The 17627-nt window shown below is 60.3% G+C and carries 21 protein-coding genes; 10 read left to right on the forward strand and 11 right to left on the reverse strand.

Going from position 1 to position 17627, the window contains the following annotated elements:
• Positions 1 to 41: 41 nt before the first annotated feature.
• Complete coding sequence (cysK, locus tag ACYZUC_RS12890; RefSeq protein WP_461996117.1) at positions 42 to 1016, reverse strand: cysteine synthase A; 975 nt, start codon at positions 1014 to 1016, stop codon at positions 42 to 44.
• A 126-nt stretch (positions 1017 to 1142) separates the two neighbouring features.
• Between cysK and ACYZUC_RS12895 the strand changes: the two genes are divergently transcribed.
• Positions 1143 to 2219: a DUF748 domain-containing protein gene (locus ACYZUC_RS12895; protein ID WP_461996119.1), complete on the forward strand. Its 1077-nt coding sequence runs from the start codon at positions 1143 to 1145 to the stop codon at positions 2217 to 2219.
• Here the strand turns inward: ACYZUC_RS12895 and ACYZUC_RS12900 are convergent.
• Complete coding sequence (locus tag ACYZUC_RS12900; RefSeq protein WP_461996121.1) at positions 2216 to 2716, reverse strand: DUF2442 domain-containing protein; 501 nt, start codon at positions 2714 to 2716, stop codon at positions 2216 to 2218. The two genes, ACYZUC_RS12895 and ACYZUC_RS12900, sit on opposite strands and share 4 nt — an antisense overlap.
• Positions 2704 to 2934: a DUF4160 domain-containing protein gene (locus tag ACYZUC_RS12905; protein ID WP_032829218.1), complete on the reverse strand. Its 231-nt coding sequence runs from the start codon at positions 2932 to 2934 to the stop codon at positions 2704 to 2706. The genes ACYZUC_RS12900 and ACYZUC_RS12905 overlap by 13 nt, the downstream gene beginning before the upstream one ends.
• Positions 2935 to 3135: 201 nt before the next feature.
• Between ACYZUC_RS12905 and ACYZUC_RS12910 the strand changes: the two genes are divergently transcribed.
• Both ACYZUC_RS12910 and ACYZUC_RS12915 read left to right on the forward strand, forming a co-directional pair.
• Positions 3136 to 3981: an AAA family ATPase gene (locus ACYZUC_RS12910; RefSeq protein WP_461996123.1), complete on the forward strand. Its 846-nt coding sequence runs from the start codon at positions 3136 to 3138 to the stop codon at positions 3979 to 3981.
• Positions 3982 to 4007: 26 nt separating this feature from the next.
• Positions 4008 to 5186 (forward strand): vWA domain-containing protein, encoded by a 1179-nt coding sequence (locus ACYZUC_RS12915; protein ID WP_214381342.1) that lies wholly within the window; start codon positions 4008 to 4010, stop codon positions 5184 to 5186.
• A 97-nt stretch (positions 5187 to 5283) separates the two neighbouring features.
• On the opposite strand, the gene ACYZUC_RS12920 is transcribed toward ACYZUC_RS12915, so the two are convergent.
• The 4 genes from ACYZUC_RS12920 to ACYZUC_RS12935 are packed head-to-tail and all read right to left on the reverse strand — an operon-like array spanning position 5284 to position 8991.
• Positions 5284 to 6210, reverse strand: a complete 927-nt coding sequence (locus ACYZUC_RS12920; RefSeq protein ID WP_461996126.1) for a 5-oxoprolinase subunit C family protein — start codon at positions 6208 to 6210, stop codon at positions 5284 to 5286.
• Positions 6207 to 6911 carry a 5-oxoprolinase subunit B family protein gene (locus ACYZUC_RS12925; RefSeq protein ID WP_008035061.1) on the reverse strand — a complete coding sequence of 235 codons (705 nt, stop codon included), beginning with the start codon at positions 6909 to 6911 and terminating at the stop codon, positions 6207 to 6209. Before ACYZUC_RS12925 ends, ACYZUC_RS12920 begins: the two co-directional genes overlap by 4 nt.
• Positions 6908 to 7660 (reverse strand): 5-oxoprolinase subunit PxpA, encoded by a 753-nt coding sequence (locus tag ACYZUC_RS12930; RefSeq protein WP_008035059.1) that lies wholly within the window; start codon positions 7658 to 7660, stop codon positions 6908 to 6910. The genes ACYZUC_RS12925 and ACYZUC_RS12930 overlap by 4 nt, the downstream gene beginning before the upstream one ends.
• Positions 7661 to 7704: 44 nt before the next feature.
• Positions 7705 to 8991, reverse strand: a complete 1287-nt coding sequence (locus ACYZUC_RS12935; RefSeq protein ID WP_461996128.1) for an MFS transporter — start codon at positions 8989 to 8991, stop codon at positions 7705 to 7707.
• Between the two features lie 158 nt (positions 8992 to 9149).
• On the opposite strand from ACYZUC_RS12935, the gene ACYZUC_RS12940 reads away from it, so the two are divergent.
• Positions 9150 to 10064: a LysR family transcriptional regulator gene (locus tag ACYZUC_RS12940; RefSeq protein WP_008035056.1), complete on the forward strand. Its 915-nt coding sequence runs from the start codon at positions 9150 to 9152 to the stop codon at positions 10062 to 10064.
• Positions 10065 to 10068: 4 nt separating this feature from the next.
• On the opposite strand, the gene ACYZUC_RS12945 is transcribed toward ACYZUC_RS12940, so the two are convergent.
• From ACYZUC_RS12945 to ACYZUC_RS12955, 3 genes are read right to left on the reverse strand one after another with little or no spacing between them, the layout of a single operon-like run.
• Positions 10069 to 10611 (reverse strand): DUF2937 family protein, encoded by a 543-nt coding sequence (locus ACYZUC_RS12945; protein WP_008035055.1) that lies wholly within the window; start codon positions 10609 to 10611, stop codon positions 10069 to 10071.
• Between the two features lie 12 nt (positions 10612 to 10623).
• Positions 10624 to 11400, reverse strand: a complete 777-nt coding sequence (locus ACYZUC_RS12950) for a class II glutamine amidotransferase (protein ID WP_461996131.1) — start codon at positions 11398 to 11400, stop codon at positions 10624 to 10626.
• Positions 11401 to 11430: 30 nt separating this feature from the next.
• Positions 11431 to 11928, reverse strand: a complete 498-nt coding sequence (locus tag ACYZUC_RS12955) for an MFS transporter (protein WP_192228710.1) — start codon at positions 11926 to 11928, stop codon at positions 11431 to 11433.
• 244 nt (positions 11929 to 12172) lie between these two features.
• Between ACYZUC_RS12955 and ACYZUC_RS12960 the strand changes: the two genes are divergently transcribed.
• Entirely contained in the window at positions 12173 to 14227 is a 2055-nt protein-coding gene (locus tag ACYZUC_RS12960) for a S9 family peptidase (RefSeq protein ID WP_461996133.1), read from the forward strand.
• A 198-nt stretch (positions 14228 to 14425) separates the two neighbouring features.
• Positions 14426 to 14899 carry a cyclic nucleotide-binding domain-containing protein gene (locus ACYZUC_RS12965; protein ID WP_008035048.1) on the forward strand — a complete coding sequence of 158 codons (474 nt, stop codon included), beginning with the start codon at positions 14426 to 14428 and terminating at the stop codon, positions 14897 to 14899.
• Here ACYZUC_RS12965 and ACYZUC_RS12970 read toward each other — a convergent pair.
• Positions 14896 to 15186, reverse strand: a complete 291-nt coding sequence (locus ACYZUC_RS12970; protein ID WP_192228708.1) for a hypothetical protein — start codon at positions 15184 to 15186, stop codon at positions 14896 to 14898. The genes ACYZUC_RS12965 and ACYZUC_RS12970 overlap by 4 nt on opposite strands.
• 92 nt (positions 15187 to 15278) lie before the next feature.
• Here ACYZUC_RS12970 and ACYZUC_RS12975 point away from each other — a divergent pair, with 92 nt between their 5' ends.
• From ACYZUC_RS12975 to ACYZUC_RS12990, 4 genes are all read left to right on the forward strand, one after another.
• Entirely contained in the window at positions 15279 to 15965 is a 687-nt protein-coding gene (locus ACYZUC_RS12975; RefSeq protein ID WP_008034788.1) for a spermidine synthase, read from the forward strand.
• Positions 15966 to 16013: 48 nt separating this feature from the next.
• On the forward strand, positions 16014 to 16385 hold the full coding sequence (locus ACYZUC_RS12980) for a YajD family HNH nuclease (protein WP_084323260.1): 372 nt from the start codon (positions 16014 to 16016) through the stop codon (positions 16383 to 16385).
• A 207-nt stretch (positions 16386 to 16592) separates the two neighbouring features.
• Positions 16593 to 17063: an RNA methyltransferase gene (locus ACYZUC_RS12985; RefSeq protein WP_008034973.1), complete on the forward strand. Its 471-nt coding sequence runs from the start codon at positions 16593 to 16595 to the stop codon at positions 17061 to 17063.
• 91 nt (positions 17064 to 17154) lie between these two features.
• Positions 17155 to 17532, forward strand: coding sequence for a YgaP family membrane protein (locus ACYZUC_RS12990; protein ID WP_461996136.1), 378 nt, complete (start codon positions 17155 to 17157; stop codon positions 17530 to 17532).
• Positions 17533 to 17627 lie beyond the last annotated feature (95 nt).

A 17627-nucleotide genomic window follows, 5' to 3' on the forward strand; every position in this document is an offset into this window, starting at 1 on the left:
GGGATCAAAATCGAAACATCACTGCTTTGATTTGTTCACGATTACTGCTGATTCTCCTGCTCGGTAAACAGATCGCTGAACAGCATGCTCGACAGGTAACGCTCACCGGAGTCCGGCAGAATCACCACGATGGTCTTACCCTGCATTTCCGGCGTTTCGGCCAGGCGCACGGCCACAGCCATGGCCGCACCGCAAGAGATGCCGCACAAAATCCCTTCCTCCTGCATCAGGCGCAAAGCCATCGCCTTGGATTCGTCATCGGTGACCAACTCGACCCGGTCCACCATCGACAGATCGAGGTTCTTCGGCACAAAGCCGGCACCGATGCCCTGGATCTTGTGAGGGCTAGGCTTGATCTCTTCACCGGCCAGCGCTTGCGTGATCACCGGTGACACCACAGGCTCCACCGCCACCGAGAGAATCGGTTTGCCCTGGGTATTCTTGATATACCGCGAAACACCGGTAATGGTTCCGCCCGTTCCGACGCCGGCCACCAGCACATCAACGGCACCGTCGGTGTCGTTCCAGATTTCCGGACCAGTGGTTTTCTCGTGAATGGCCGGGTTGGCCGGGTTTTCGAATTGCGCCGGCATGAAGTAGAGGGACGGGTCACTGGCAACTATTTCAGCGGCCTTTTCAATCGCACCTTTCATGCCTTTGGCCGGCTCGGTCAGCACCAGTTCGGCACCCAACGCCTTGAGCACTTTGCGCCGTTCGATGCTCATGGACGCCGGCATGGTCAGCATCAACTTGTAGCCCCGTGCGGCGGCGACAAACGCCAGGCCAATGCCGGTGTTGCCGGAGGTCGGTTCGACGATGGTCATGCCAGGCTTGAGTTTGCCGGTGCTTTCGGCGTCCCAGATCATGTTCGCGCCAATCCGGCACTTCACCGAGTAACCAGGGTTGCGCCCCTCGATCTTGGCCAGGATGGTCACGCCACGCGGCGCAATGCGGTTGATCTGCACCAGCGGCGTATTGCCGATGGAATGGGCGTTGTCAGCAAAGATACGGCTCATGGCTGGGTCCTTATGCAGCGTTGAATTAGCCCTCCACGGTATGCCTGTTGCCCGTGGTCGTCCAGTCAGTCGAACGTCCGGTGACCGGCGCAGTCAATGGCTTTACATCGCCAGAGATTTGCCATCATGAAACCTCGATACAGCTGGCCCCTGTGGATCTTCGTCGGTCTCGTCGTACTGCTGATGGCCGTGCATGTTGCCCTGCCCTACCTGGTGCGTAACTACTTGAACGACAAGCTCGCCGACATGGGCGACTACCGAGGCCAGATCACCGACGTCGACCTGGCCCTGTGGCGCGGCGCCTACAAAATCAACGGGCTGAAAATCGTCAAGGTCGACGGCAAGGTCCCGGTGCCTTTCGTCAATGCGCCGCTGATCGATCTTTCCGTCAGTTGGCATTCCCTCTGGTACGACCACGCGGTCGTGGCCAAGGTGCAGTTCTTCAACCCAGAGGTGAACTTCGTCGATGGCGGCGCCAACAAGCAAAACTCACAGACCGGTCAAGGCACCGACTGGCGCGCGCAATTGAGCAAACTGGCGCCGATCACTTTCGACGAAGTGCGTATCTTCGACGGCAAGATCAGCTTTCGGAACTTCAATTCCAAGCCCCCCGTGAACATGAACGCTACCCAGGTGAACGCGAGCATTTACAACCTGACCAACGTCGTCGACAAGCAAGGCAAGCGCGACGCACGGTTCGATGGCAAAGCGCTGCTGCTGGGGCACGCGCCATTGGAAACCAGCGCGACCTTCGATCCGCTGAGCAATTTCGAGGATTTCCAGTTTCGCCTGCGTGCCAAGGACATTGAACTCAAACGCATGAACGACTTCGCCTCGGCCTACGGCAAATTCGATTTCAATGCCGGGCACGGTGATGTGGTGATTGAAGCGCAAGCGAAAAAAGCCCAATTGACTGGCTACATCAAGCCACTGCTGAAAGACGTCGATGTGTTCAACTGGCAACAGGACGTCGAGAACAAGGACAAAGGGCTGTTCCGCTCCATTTGGGAGGCCATTGTCGGTGGTTCCGAAACCGTGCTGAAAAACCAGGGCAAGAACCAGTTTGCAACGCGCGTTGAATTGAGTGGCAACGTTCATCGGCAAGATATCAGCGCGTTCCAGGCGTTTTTGCAGATTTTACGTAACGGTTTTGTCCAGGCCTTCAATGCCCGGTATGAACGGCCGAAGCCGGAGGCCGGTTAGGGTTTGCGTGTAACGGTGTAGCGGCCGGTTTCTTCAGCCGCCCGCGCCGGATCTCGCTGCTGCAGAAAATCCCACCCCAGACAGGCCAGCGCCAATGACCGGGGCACGGCTTCACGGCCGCTGCTGTAGCGCGTAATGCTGCGGGCACTCACCCCCAAAGCCTCGGCGGCCTGATTGAGCGGCAACCCGGTACGCGCGCGCCAGTCGATGAAGATCCGGGTATTTTCATCCGCTGCGTTTTGCGCGAGCGCATCCAGATAAACGGTGTCTGCACCGATCTGGATATCCTGCTCAGGCCATTCGACGCTCCAGCCATCATCGCCCAGGGTTGCACTGGCGAAAGCCCCCGCTTCTAGCAACGGTTGCAATCCAGGATAGGTACGCAGGTCACGGCTCAAATCGAGCGTCAGTTGCTGACCGTCGATAAATGCCAGCGCCAAACGGTAATCCGGCAACGCCTGAACAGCAGACAACCGTGGTCGTTTCATGGGTAACATCGTTTCCAGTCCTCCAGTAGCTGCACCTGATGGGTCCTGACCCATTCCAGAGCTTCCTTGATAATCAACGGCGGCGCCTTGCCGACCATCACTTCAACCGTTTCCAGGCTGAGCATCACATCCAGCCCGCCACCGGTCAGGTGGACATGGGGCGGCGGATGATCTTTCTCTCGCAGCTGAATCCGGTACGTATCGCGAAATCGATATTTAGTAGACATGCCTTGCAAGCTATCGCCAAAATGGCGATAGCTCAATACTGGCCAGCCGCCGAGACTGAGTCAAGATGTGACGCCCCATTCAGAGACTGAATAAGCCGTCTGCGTTCACAGTCGACCAAGCAGCGCGTTATAGTCGGGTACTACAATTATTGCGCCCCGCCCTGCCCTGTCAGGTCGGCGTTACCGTTCGAGGATTAGCAGATGAAGTTCGAAGGCACCCAGGCCTACGTCGCCACCGATGACCTGAAGCTGGCGGTCAACGCCGCCATCACCCTGGAGCGTCCGCTGCTGGTCAAGGGCGAGCCGGGCACTGGCAAGACCATGCTGGCCGAGCAGTTGGCCGAGTCCTTCGGCGCCAAGCTGATCACCTGGCACATCAAATCCACGACCAAGGCGCATCAGGGCCTGTACGAGTACGACGCGGTCAGCCGCCTGCGCGATTCGCAGCTGGGCACGGAAAAGGTCCATGACGTTCGCAACTACCTGAAAAAGGGCAAGCTCTGGGAGGCTTTCGAGTCCGACGAGCGGGTGATTCTGCTGATCGACGAAATCGACAAGGCCGACATCGAGTTCCCGAACGACCTGCTGCAAGAACTCGACAAGATGGAGTTCTACGTTTACGAGATCGACGAGACCATCAAGGCCAAGAAGCGTCCGATCATCATCATTACCTCCAACAACGAGAAAGAGCTGCCGGACGCCTTCCTGCGCCGCTGCTTCTTCCACTACATCGCCTTCCCGGATCGCGTCACGATGCAGCGAATCGTCGACGTGCACTACCCGAACATCAAGAAGGACCTGGTCAGCGAAGCGCTGGACGTGTTCTTCGATGTGCGCAAGGTGCCGGGCCTGAAGAAAAAGCCATCGACCTCCGAACTGGTGGACTGGCTGAAGCTGCTGATGGCCGACAACATCGGCGAAGCGGTGCTGCGCGAACGCGATCCGACCAAGGCCATTCCGCCGCTGGCCGGTGCTTTGGTGAAAAACGAACAGGACGTGCAATTGCTTGAGCGCCTGGCGTTCATGAGTCGTCGCGGTACTCGCTAAGCTCTGATTAAGTAGGGGCTAACGCCATGTTGCTCAACCTCTTCAATGAAATGCGCGCAGCCAAGGTGCCGGTCTCGGTGCGTGAGCTGCTGGACCTGATCAACGCGCTGAAACAGCGCGTGACGTTCGCCGACATGGACGAGTTCTACTACCTGTCCCGGACGATTCTGGTGAAGGACGAAAAGCATTTCGACAAGTTCGACCGAGCGTTCGGTGCTTACTTCAATGGCCTGGAAAAACTCGACGATCACCTTCAGGCCCTGATTCCCGAAGACTGGTTGCGCAAGGAATTCGAGCGCTCGCTGACCGACGAAGAGCGGGCGGCGATCCAGTCCCTTGGTGGCCTGGACAAGCTGATCGAAGAATTCAAGAAACGCCTGGAAGAACAGAAAGAACGCCACGCCGGCGGCAACAAATGGATCGGCACCGGCGGCACCAGCCCGTTCGGCTCCGGCGGCTTCAATCCGGAAGGCATTCGGGTCGGTGATGCCGGCAAGCGCCAGGGCAAGGCGGTCAAGGTCTGGGATCAGCGCGAGTACAAGAACCTCGACGATTCGGTGGAACTGGGCACGCGCAACATCAAGGTCGCCCTGCGTCGGCTGCGCAAATTCGCCCGTCAGGGTGCGGCCGAAGAGCTGGACATCGATGGCACCATCGACCACACCGCCAAAGATGCCGGCCTGCTGAACATCCAGATGCGGCCGGAGCGGCGTAACACCGTCAAGCTGTTGCTGCTGTTCGACATCGGCGGTTCGATGGATGCCCATGTGAAGATCTGCGAGGAGTTGTTCTCGGCCTGCAAGACCGAGTTCAAACACCTGGAGTACTTCTACTTTCACAACTTCATTTATGAATCGGTGTGGAAGAACAACATGCGCCGCACCTCCGAGCGCACGTCGACCCAGGACCTGCTGCATAAGTACGGCGCCGACTACAAAGTGATCTTCATCGGTGACGCGGCGATGGCGCCTTATGAGATCACCCAGGCCGGCGGCAGCGTCGAGCACTGGAACGAAGAAGCCGGTTACGTATGGATGCAGCGGTTCAAGGAGAAGTACAAGAAGCTCATCTGGATCAACCCGTATCCGAAAGATACGTGGGGCTATACGTCCTCGACCAATATAGTTCGGGATTTGATTGATGATCAGATGTACCCGCTGACGTTGCGGGGGCTTGAGGAAGGGATGCGGTTTTTGTCCAAATAATCTTCATTGCCTGGACTGACGCTTTCGCGGGCAAGCCTCGCTCCTACAGATCTCGGCATACCCCGACCTGTAGGAGCGAGGCTTGCCCGCGAAGCTTTTAACTGCCTTGAAACCGCCGCAAATACTCAACCTGCTCCCGATGCGCAACATCCTGCACCACCGGCCGCAACCGCACCGTCGCCCCCGGCAGACACTGCGCCAGCCGCGCCAGTGCCAGCGGCGTCAACGCCCCCAGTCGCGGATACCCGCCAATGGTCTGCCGATCATTGAGCAGCACAATCGGCTGCCCGTCCGGCGGCACCTGCACCGCGCCCAGCGGAATGCCCTCGGAAATCATCGGTTTGCCCTGGTACTGCAACGCTGTTCCCAGCAAGCGAATACCCATGCGATCGGCGCGACTGTCGAGGGTCCAGGCGTTGTTGAACGCATCGAACAGACTCTGGCCACTGAACTCGCCGATCTGCGCGCCGAGTACCACGTCCAGTGGCAAATCGGGTTTGAAGTCCGGTATTTGTTCGCGAGGCAACTCGCGCATCAGCAATGGCGCTTCAGCCGAGTAGCTCAGCGACGCACCTTTGGCCAACGCCCGCCCCATGCCATCCAGCCCTCCCAGCTCCTCACGCACCACCGTCGCGCTGCTGCCCAACACCTTCGGCGCATCAAAACCGCCCGGCGCCGCGAGATAAGCCCGCGCCCCCAGGAGTGGCTGAGTGAACTGCAAACGCTGACCTTTGCGCAGCTTGAAACTGCGCCACGGCGCCAGCGCCTGACCGTCCAGTTGCGCGCCAAGGTCTGCCCCGGCCAGCGCGAGCAAGCAATCGTCCTCGGCCACCACGGTAAATCCGCCGAGGGTGATTTCGATCACCGGTGCGTCCAGCGCATTGCCCAGCAGCCAGTTGGCCCAGGACATCGAGCGCCAATCCAGCCCGCCGCCCTGGGTCACGCCCAGATGCCGCACGCCAAAACGGCCAGCGTCCTGCAACAGGCACAACGGTGTGCTCGCTTCAATCGATAGCCGGCTCATGCCTGCGCCTCCAGTGGCGTGTCGTCACCGCCCAGGTTGATGAACTCGGCGTGGCTGACCGCTTGAAAACGCACGGTGTCGCCCGGTTGCATCAGGCTGTAGCCGTCGCGCTCGCGGTCGAACAGTTTGGCCGGGGTGCGACCGATCAGGTTCCAGCCACCGGGGGACACCACCGGGTAGGCAGCGGTTTGCCGTTCGGCGATCCCGACGCTGCCGGCCGCGACTTTTTTGCGCGGCGTATTCAGGCGCGGTGCGGCGAGGACTTCTTCCACCAACCCCATAAAGGCAAAACCCGGCGCGAAGCCCAAGGCGAACACCTGATATTCACGGTCACTGTGGCGGCGGATCACCTCCTCCACGGCCAGCCCGCTGCGCTGAGACAACAAGCGCAATTCCGGACCGACGCTCACGTCATACCAGACCGGCAGCACATGACATTTGCCCCCGGTACGTGTGTTGGGCGACAGGTCGATCAGTGCTTCGGCGATCAATTCCCGCGCCTGCGCCGGGCTCAACGCAGTCAAATCGTAATGCACCATCAACGTCGTATACGACGGCACCAGATCAATCAAATGTGCACCGAACGCCGCACGCAGGTTTTCGCTGGCAGCGAGCATCCACGGCATGTTGGCTTCGGCGATCTCATCGAACAGCCGCACCATCAGGCAATCCAGCGCCACCACTTCCACCCGAAGTTTCATGGCGCACTCTGCTGATCGAGGGCTTCGCGAATGCGCCGCACGGCCGCCACGGAACTGGCGTTGTCACCGTGTACGCACAGAGTGTTGGCCTGCAAATGCAAGGCGCTGCCGTCGCTGGCGGTCAGGTTGTCACCACGGGCGATGGTCAGTGCCTGTTCGATGATTTTTTCCGGGTCGTGATGCACTGCACCCGGCAGTTGCCGCGAAACCAGCATGCCGGCGCTGTCGTAGGCACGATCGGCGAACGCTTCGAACCACAGCGTCACGCCGTACTCATCACCCAATCGCTGCGCCGCGCTGTTGTCGCGGGTGGCCATCAGCATCAACGGCAACGTCTTGTCATAAGACGCCACGGCCTGCAGGACGGCGCGTAATTGCGCCGGGTTGGCCATCATGTCGTTGTACATCGCGCCGTGGGGTTTGACGTAGCTGACGCGCCCGCCCTGCGCCCGGCAGAGGCCGTCGAGGGCGCCGATCTGGTAGTGCAGAATGTCCTGAAGTTCCTGGGCGGTATAAGCCATGGAGCGACGGCCGAACCCGACCAGATCCTGATAGGCCGGATGGGCGCCGATCTGTACGCCGTTGCTCAGGGCCAGGCTGACGGTCTTGCGCATGATGCTCGGGTCGCCGGCGTGGAAACCGCAGGCGATGTTGGCGCAATCGATGAAGGGCATGACCTCGGCGTCCAGACCCATGGTCCAGTTGCCGAAGCTCTCGCCGATGTCGCAGTTCAATAGCAGGCGGCTCACGGTGAACACTCCTGTAGGTTTTGTTCTTTTCAGATGTGGGCAGATTACTGCGCATCCAGTTGTTTGCCACGGGTTTCCGGCAGGCTCAACGCTGCAAGGATCACCACCCCGTAGGAAACCGCCGCGAACGCCCCGATGCCTACGCTCAATGGCACCTTCTGGCTGAGTAAGCCGATCAACAGCGGAAACAACGCCGCCAGCGCCCGGCCTATGTTGTAGCAAAAGCCCTGGCCCGAACCGCGAATCCGCGTCGGAAACAACTCGGTCAGAAAGGCACCCATGCCGCTGAAAATCCCCGAAGCAAAGAAGCCCAACGGAAAGCCCAGCCACAGCATCACGCCGTTACTGACCGGCAACTGGGTATAGAGCAACACGATGGTGAACGAGCCCACCGCGAACAGAATGAAATTTCTCTTACGGCCAAGGATGTCAGTCAAATACGCGCTGATGACGTAACCGACGTAGGAACCGACGATCACCATCGCCAGATAACCGCCCGTGCCGAGTACGCTCAAACCACGTTCGTTCTTCAGGAACGTCGGCAGCCAGGAAGTGATTGCGTAGTAACCGCCGAGTGCGCCGGTGGTCAGTATCGAAGCGCGAATCGTGGTGAAGAGGATGCCGGGGGCGAAAATCTCGTAGAACTTCGCCGGGTTGCTCGGTTCCTGTTTGGCTTTGGCTTCGCGGTAGATTTCCGGGTCCTTGACCAGACGGCGGACGAAGATCACGAAAATCGCCGGGACGATGCCGAGAATGAACAGTGCGCGCCACGCGTCTTCCGGTGGCAACACCGAGAACAGCAGCGCATACAGAATCGCCGTCAGCCCCCAACCCAGCGCCCAGCCCGATTGCACCATGCCCACCGCTTTGCCACGGTCCTTGGCGCGAATCACTTCACCCATCAGCACCGCGCCGGCGGTCCACTCGCCGCCAAAACCGAAGCCCATCAAGGTACGGCTGATCAGCAGTTGTTCGTAGTTTTGCGCGAAGCCGCAGAGGAAGGTGAAGAAGGCAAACCACAACACCGTCAGTTGCAAAGTGCGCACGCGGCCGATGCGGTCGGAGAGAATCCCCGCCACCCAGCCGCCGATGGCCGAGGCGATCAGCGTGCTGGTGTGAATCAGCCCGGCCTCGCCGGTGGTGATGCCCCACATCGCGATGAGGGTCGGCACCACGAAGCTGAGCATCTGGGTGTCCATGCCGTCCAGGCCGTAGCCGATCTTGCAGCTCCAGAATGTGCGGCGTTCCTGCTGATTGATGTTGCGGTACCAGTCGAAAGGTCCCGGGCGAGCCGCGGCTTTCGGGATGACGGTGGTGTCGGGCGCACTCATGGCAACTCTCCGTGCAAATTTTATTGGTATTGTTCTGAGCCCCGACGACGCCTATCGTGGGAACCGGATGCCCTGATTTTTGGGCTGCCTGCCCTACTGCGTCCAACTAATAAAAACCCGCCTTAGACATAAGAAAACTTTATCCACGAGCTGACCCCATGAACCTGAAGTTTCTCGAGACGTTCGTCTGGGTCGCCCGACTCAAAAGTTTTCGCCTGACCGCCGACAAGCTCTTCACCACCCAGGCGTCGATTTCCAGCCGCATCGCCGTGCTCGAAGGCGAACTCGGGGTGAAACTGTTCCTGCGCGATTCACGCGGCGTGAGCCTGACGCCCGAAGGCTTGAAAGTGCTCGAACATGCCGAGCAGATGATGGACACCATGCAGGCGCTCAAGCAGTCGATCGAGACCCGCTCAAGCAAGGTCGGACGGGTGCGCATCGGCGTGATGGACACGGTGATTCATACCTGGCTGAGCCCGTTGGTCGCGCAGATGACGGATCACTATCCGCTGGTGGAAATCGAGCTGGTGGCCGATACCTCGCTCAACCTCTGCGATCAGCTGCAAAAAGGCTTCCTCGACTTGATCCTGCAAACCGACCTGCTGCGTCAGGAAAGCGTGCGCAGCCTGGAGCTGGCCAGTCACCCGATGGGCTGGATCGCCGCCAGCAACTCGATCTACAACCGCGAGTATTCCAGCGTGGCCGATCTGGCGCGGGAGCGGATCATTACCTACTCGAAAAACTCACACCCGCATCAAGAGGTACTCGCGCTGATGCAGGCCAATGGCGTCATGACGCCACGGCTTAACTGCGTGAATTCGGTGTCGGCGATTACCCGGCTGCTGCGGGACGGTTTCGGCATTGGCGCGTTGCCACCGGTGCTGGTGGCCGAGGAGCTGGCGCGCGGCGAATTGACCTTGCTGGCCATCGATCAACGGCCACCGGATTTACAAGTGGTGGTGTCCTGGCGGACCGGGGCGGAATGGGTCGAGGAGATTGTGGCGCTGTGTCAGCAGGTGCTGGCGGGGTATGCGCGCAAGGTTGGCGAAAACTACATCGTCCTTGCGCGCTGATCACTTACAACCCGCGTAAATCCCGCTCTTCAATCGGCCGGCTCTGGCGCAGGCGTTTGCCGCCCAGCACCACCCAGTCGATCAGCCGGAACAGGCATTCAATCCCGAACGACAACAGCAACGCGCCGCTCATGCCCCAGATCATCGCTTCCGGCGTCAGCAGGATCTGGTAGCTGTAGCCGTTCCAGGTTTCCTTGCGGATATCCGGGTCGGCGGCTAGTACAACCTGCAGAAAACGGATGTACCACGGGCCTTGCATGGCCTGGAATTGTTTATCGAGGGCCAGTTGACGGGTGAGCAGGTTGCTCAGGCTGTCGGCATCGCTGCGGAAAACCGGGTCTTCGCTGGCGCGGTAGTGGGCGACCAGGGCCTGCATGTCACCCTTGAAAAATTGAATGGCGGTGCCCTGAAAACCGCTCAAGCCGGTCTGCGCCTCAATCAGGTGCGCTTCGACCCGCTTGGCGTAGTCGTTGATGAACCCCGGCACCTGGACGCCGATCAACAGGCCCGCCGCGAACAACACCAGTCGTAGATAACTGAGCAACATGGGGGAGAATCCTTATTCGGTCTTGCCCTGGCTGACGCATTCACCGCGTCGCCAGAGGCTCCATTGGCCCGGTTCGTAGCGGGTCCAGGTTTCGTTTTCGGTCAGGGGCTCGGTGGCGATGACCGTGACCACGTCGTTGGGCGTGGTTTCGGCCTGGAAATCGACGATCACGTCGACATCCTTCAAGCGCGCCGGGCCGAACGGTGCGCGACGGGTAATCTGCGCCAATTTGGTCGAGCAATAGCAGAACAGCCAGTCGCCGTCGCTGAGCAGGCAGTTGAACACGCCTTTGCTGCGGTATTCGGCGCAGGCGGCTACCAGATCCGGCAGCAGTTCTTCGATCTCTACCGGTTCCGGGAACGCCGCGCGTACGCGGTTCAGCAGATCGCAGAACGCCGCTTCACTGTCGGTATCACCGACCGGGCGATAAAAACTCTTGAGCGGTTGAAAGTCCGCCAATTGACCATTGTGAGCGAAACACCAGTTGCGCCCCCACAGTTCGCGCACGAACGGATGGGTGTTGGACAGGCAGACCTTGCCGACGTTGGCCTGGCGGATATGGCCGATGACCACTTCGCTCTTGATCGGATAACGCTGCACCAGGTTGGCGACTTCCGATTCGCTGCTCGCCGCCGGGTCCTGGAACAGACGCAGGCCGCGGCCTTCATAAAAGGCGATGCCCCAACCGTCACGGTGCGGGCCCGTGCGGCCGCCGCGCTGCATCAGCCCGGTAAAGCTGAACACGATATCGGTCGGCACATTAGCGCTCATGCCCAATAACTCACACATGCTCGGACTCTCTGTAAGGCAGGGGCAAGGTTACAAACGCGGTTCGACGCGCATACGCTGAGGGTTGCTCGGGACCGGCGGACGACCGTAACGGTCATCACCGGCACCGCCGAAAGGATGATCGTCGTCAGGGTCGTCGGCTCGCGCCGCAGCCTTGGCGGCCGCCGTGCGTTCCTTGCGAGCGTTGGAAGCGCGTTCGATAGGGAAACGGATCGCCACGAACACCAGATAGATGCCGAAGGCGATCATGCCGTACATGAACAGGTCGGAGACCGCCCGCCAGGCATTGTTGCCGACCTTGAACGCGAGATCGAGGGCGGTAATGGCGATGGCCGGTGCGACTTTTTCCTTCACCGGATCGATGATCGTCGGGCTGAACAGCAACACAGCGACCAGCAGCCGCAGGGGCTCGCGCAACCAGCGCCACATCCAGCGGGTCATGCGCATCCACACCAACAGGCAGCCTAAAGCGGCGAAAGCGTAAAGGCCCCAAGCGATCAGATAGTCGTTCTCGGTCATGGTGTCCATGGCAAGGCAGGCAAAGAGGCGCTTATAGTAACGACTTTTCGCACATCAGGCTTGCCCCAATGCCGGCCGGCTATGCACAAACACTGTGGGAGCGAGACCGGCTTGCCGGCGAAGGCGTCCTGTCAGCAACATTGATGGCGACTGACACACCGCTTTCGCGAGCAGGCTCGCTCCCACAGGGATTTGCGTCATTTGCCTATAGCCTGCGAACCCCTCTATTCCGTACATCGCCCGAGAGCCCTTCATGCCCCAATCCGCCAACATCACCAGCGCCCCGATTGCCCACAAGGCTGAAGGTTCTGACCCGTATGCCTGGCTGCAGGAACGCGACACCGACGTGGTGCTCGATTACCTCAAGGCTGAAAACCGCTATCTAGAGGCGCAAACCGCCGATCAGGCCGGTCTGCGCGAAACCCTGTTCGAAGAGATCAAGGGCCGGATTCTCGAAACCGACCTGTCGCTGCCCTCCCCGTGGGGCCCGTATCTGTATTACACGCGCACCACCGCCGGCGACGAATACGCCCGTCACTACCGCTGCCCGCGCCCGGCGGATGACAGCCTGCAACTCGACGAAAGCCAGGAACAGCTGCTGCTGGACCCGAACGAACTGGCCAACGGCGGTTTCTTTTCCCTCGGCGCGTTCAGCATCAGCCCGGACCACCAGCGACTGGCCTACAGCCTCGACACCTCGGGCGATGAGATTTACACGCTGTTCGTGAAGGAATTATCCAGCGGCCGCGTCAGCGAACTGGAATTCGCCGACTGCGACGGCAGCATGACCTGGGCCAACGACAGCCTGACACTGTTTTTCGGCGAACTGGACGACACCCATCGCCCGCACAAGCTGTTCCGCTATCGACTGGACGGCACGGCGGCCGAAGAAGTGTTCCATGAGCCGGACGGCCGCTTCTTCATGCATTGCTATCGGTCGAGTTCGGAGCAGCAATTGCTGCTGGCGCTGGGCAGCAAGACCACCAGCGAAGTCTGGGTGCTCGACGCGTTCCAGCCGCAACAGGCGTTTACCTGCGTGGCGCCACGGGTCGAAGACCATGAGTACGACGTCGATCACGGCGCCCTCGACGGCGCATGGACCTGGTTCATTCGCACCAACCGCGACGGCATCAACTTCGCCCTGTACCAGGCTGTCGATACCGGCGTCGCACCGACCGAAGCCGACTGGAAAAACCTGATCCCCCACAGCGACACCACGATGATCGACGGCATGAGCCTCAACGCCGGCGCCCTGACGCTGAGCCTGCGGATCGGCGGTTTGCCGATCATCGAGGTTCACCCGCAAGACCTGCCGAGCTACCGCGTGCAATTGCCGGATGCGGCCTACAGCCTGCACGTGCAAAACAGCCTGGAGTTCGTCAGCGAGCGGATCCGCTTGCGCTACGAAGCCTTGAACCGCCCGGCGCAAATTCGCCAACTGGACCTGGTCAGCGGCCAACAGAAAGTGCTCAAGGAAACCCCGGTGCTCGGCCCGTTCGACGCCGACGCCTATGTCAGCCAGCGTCTTTGGGCGACCGCACCGGACGGTACGCAAGTGCCGATCAGCCTGGTGGTCAAACGCGAAGCCCTTGGTAAGCCGACCCCCCTTTATCTGTACGGCTACGGCGCCTACGGCGAAAGCCTCGACCCGTGGTTCTCCCACGCGCGCCTGAGTTTGCTGGATCGCGGCGTGGCGTTTGCCATCGCCCACGTGCGTGGCGGCGGTGAATTGGGTGAAGCCTGGTATCGCGCCGGCAAACAGGAACACAAGCACAACACCTTCAGCGACTTCATCGCCTGCGCCGAGCACCTGATCACCAACGGCTTCACCACCTCACAGCAATTGGCGATCAGCGGTGGCAGTGCTGGCGGGTTGTTGATCGGTGCGGTGCTTAACATGCGGCCGGAGCTGTTCGGCGCGGCGATTGCCGAAGTGCCGTTCGTCGATGTGTTGAACACCATGCTCGACCCGGATCTGCCGCTGACGGTCACGGAATACGACGAGTGGGGCAATCCTGAAGAGCCGGACGTTTATGATCGGATCAAGGCCTACGCCCCGTACGAAAACGTCACCGCGCAGGCGTATCCGGCGACGCTGGTAATCGCCGGCTACAACGACAGCCGTGTGCAGTACTGGGAAGCGGCGAAGTGGGTAGCGAAATTGCGCGCGACCAAAACCGATACCCATCAACTGCTGCTCAAGACCGAATTGGGCGCCGGGCATGGCGGAATGAGCGGCCGATATCAGGGATTGCGTGACGTAGCACTCGAATACGCATTTGTTTTCGGTGTTTTGGGCATTGCCTGAGGAACTTGGCTCGGTGATTCGGTCTTAACAACAGAACGCCGAGCCTGCCCTTGTAGGAGCGAGGCTTGCCCGCGAAGGCGGCGTGTCAGCCAAGAGGGATGTTGAATGATAAGGCCTCTTCGCGGGCAAGCCTCGCTCCTACAGGGGAACTCGTATGATCCGGAACCGCTACAGACACAAGAAAAAGACCGTGACGACATGTCAGAACCGACCTTACTGAACAACGAAATCCGCGACTGGCTGATGGACTGTGGCCTGTTCGATCAACTGCTGCCCGCCGACTTCGCAGCCGCCTCGGGCTACTTCAGCATCAGCACGGTGGCCGAGGGCGAAGAGATCTTCCGCGAAGGCGATGCCGGCAGTTTCATGTGCATCATCCATACCGGCCAGGTCGCGGTACAAAAAACCAACAGCGACGGACAACGGGTGACCATGGCCACGCTGCGCAGCGGTCGGGCGTTCGGCGAAATGGCCGTGCTCGATGGCGAACGGCGCTCCGCCAGTTGTGTGGCCGCGAGCAATTGCCAGTTGCTGAACCTGGGCAAGGACTCCCTGGAAAAAATGCTCAACGACGCGCCGAAAATCGCCGCCAAGATCATCCGCGCCCTCGCCGTCTCCCTGTCCAAACGCCTGCGCATGGCCGATGGCCAACTGCTTTCACAGCAGGTTTAACCACCGGGCGACTTGATCTTCGTGCGGTTCTGCTCAAGCCCCGGCAAGGGCTGATCCTTGGGCGGGCTGGGCACGATGATCGGCGGCAACAGCGGCGGCCCGCCACTGCCAGGCCCGACTTTGGGCACACTGTTGGGGGTGATTTGCGGGTACGGCGTCGGCGTTGCCGTGCCGGGCGAACCGGGCAGCGGCGACGGGCTGGTCGGAATGGTTTGCAGCTCTTGGGCCTGCACTGCAGTTATCGAGAGCGCGGCCAAGGCAATGACCGTTAGAATGGTGCGCTTCATCAATGGCTCCGTTGGCCTTGTTGTCTGTTTGCAGGCTACTCCCAACTGCGTTCGTTTGCCTCCCCCATGCCCTTCCTCCTCAAGAGAACCCCATGAAACGTTTCGTTCTGCTCGACACCGCGCCTATCCCTGAAAACGGCGGTGCCCTGTGCCTGTTCGAATACGGTGAGGATTTCGTCATCAAGATCCAGGGCGGCGACGGCGGACAATTGATGAATACGCGCATGCACGGTTCCGAAGATGCGCTGGCCGAGATCCCCTGCCGCAAGGTCGCCGGACGGCCGAATTCTCGGGTATTGATCGGTGGCCTGGGCATGGGCTTCACCCTCGCCTCGGCCCTCAAGCATTTGGGCAAGAGCGCTGAAGTGGTGGTCGCCGAACTGGTGCCGGGCGTGGTCGAGTGGAATCGCGGGCCACTGGGCGAGAAAGCCGGGAACCCGTTGCTGGATAAACGCACGGTCATTCGCATGGAAGACGTGGCGAACGTTCTGCAGGCCGAACCGCAAGGTTTCGATGCGATCATGCTCGACGTCGATAACGGCCCGGAAGGCCTGACCCAGAGGGCCAACAGCTGGCTCTATTCCGCTGGAGGCCTGAGCGCTTGCGCCAAAGCCCTGCGACCAAAAGGCGTGCTCGCCGTCTGGTCCGCCAGCGCCGACAAGCAGTTTTCCGACAAACTGAAGAAGGCCGGCTTCAAGGCCGAGGAAGTCCAGGTCTTCGCCCACGGCAACAAGGGCACCCGCCACACCATCTGGATTGCCGAGAAGCTCAAGGGCTAGGCTAAACTTACGCCATAACCGTCATTAGTCTTTTACAAAGGTGAACCCATGAGTTCGTCAACACCGACCAACACCTCGAAGCTGGACCGCATCCTCGCCGACAACCAGCGCGACAAGGAAATGGGTTACCGCGACAAAGCCCTGAAGATGTACCCGCACGTGTGCGGCCGCTGCGCCCGTGAATTTTCCGGCAAGCGCCTGAGCGAACTGACCGTGCACCACCGCGACCACAACCACGACAACAATCCGCAGGATGGTTCGAACTGGGAATTGTTGTGCCTGTATTGCCACGACAACGAGCACTCGCGGTATACCGACCAGCAGTATTTCGATGAGGGCTCGTTGAGCACGCCGAAGATTGCCAAAGCGACGCATAACCCGTTTGCGGCGTTGGCCGGGTTGATGAAGAAAGACGAGTAATTTCCAGCGCCTGTGCGGGCCTCTTCGCGAGCAGGCTCGCTCCCACAGTAGATCTTCTGTGAACACAAAATTTGTGAACACCCAGGATCCAATGTGGGAGCGAGCCTGCTCGCGATAGCAATCGCCTGAACACCACAAATCGACAATCTGACCGCCCTTCCCCAATCCCCGTATAATCGCCGTTTTTTCCCCGAAGGCACCCCGCTCGTGGCAGACAAACGGTACAGCTGCATTGGTTTGTTCAACCCAAAATCACCGGAAAACGTCGGCTCGGTCATGCGCGCCGCCGGCTGCTACAACGTGGCGTCCGTGTTCTACACCGGCAAGCGTTATGACCGCGCCGCCGACTTCGTCACCGACACCAAACGCGTTCACTACGACATTCCGCTGATCGGCATCGACGACCTGAAAAAAATCCTGCCGCTGGGCTGCGTGCCGGTGGCCGTGGAACTGGTCGACGGCGCCCGTTCGCTGCCGGAATACACCCACCCGGATCGCGCGCTGTACATCTTCGGCCCGGAAGACGGCTCGCTGGATAAAGAGATTCGCGACTGGTGCGAAGACGTGGTCTACATCCCGACCACCGGGTGCATGAATCTTGCGGCCACCGTCAACGTCGTGCTGTACGACCGCATGGCCAAGGGCCTCAACACTCGCTCCGGGCCGAAATTCCGCTGAACCGACGCACATCCGATGGAACAAGCCGCCCGCCTCGGCAGTCAGCTTAATTATCTATTCTTGAAGCAGTCCTTCCAGCAGGAGACAGATCATGAGCGAACTCAAACGCGTCGAGCGCATCGAATCCACCCCGTTCCAGAGTCATTCCGACCATAACGTCCACGGTTGGGAACGCGCAGGCTCCGTCGCCGGCGGCCTGGTGATGGTGGGCAAAGGCCTGCGTCGCGGCGGTATTTTCGGATTGATCCAGGTGGCGATCGGTGGCGTGGCGCTGGCCCGTGGCATTACTGGCCACAGTTCGGCCAAGAGCCTGCTGGAGAAAAGCCGTCAGGACATGAACAACGTGCGGGCGAAGATCGAGCGTGCCGGCGAAGACCTGGCTCGGTTGAAGGCGAACGCCGAGGCAGCGACCAAAACCGCCACCGTGACCGGCAATGATTCGTTGAAGTCGCCGAAAGCCGGGGTTTGATTCGGGATTTTGTACCGCGGTTAAGGGCCTCATCGCCGGCAAGCCGGCTCCTACAGGGGGACGCGTTCCAAATGTAGGAGCCGGCTTGCCGGCGA

The sequence above is a fragment of the Pseudomonas sp. GT1P32 genome (genome assembly GCF_054897805.1).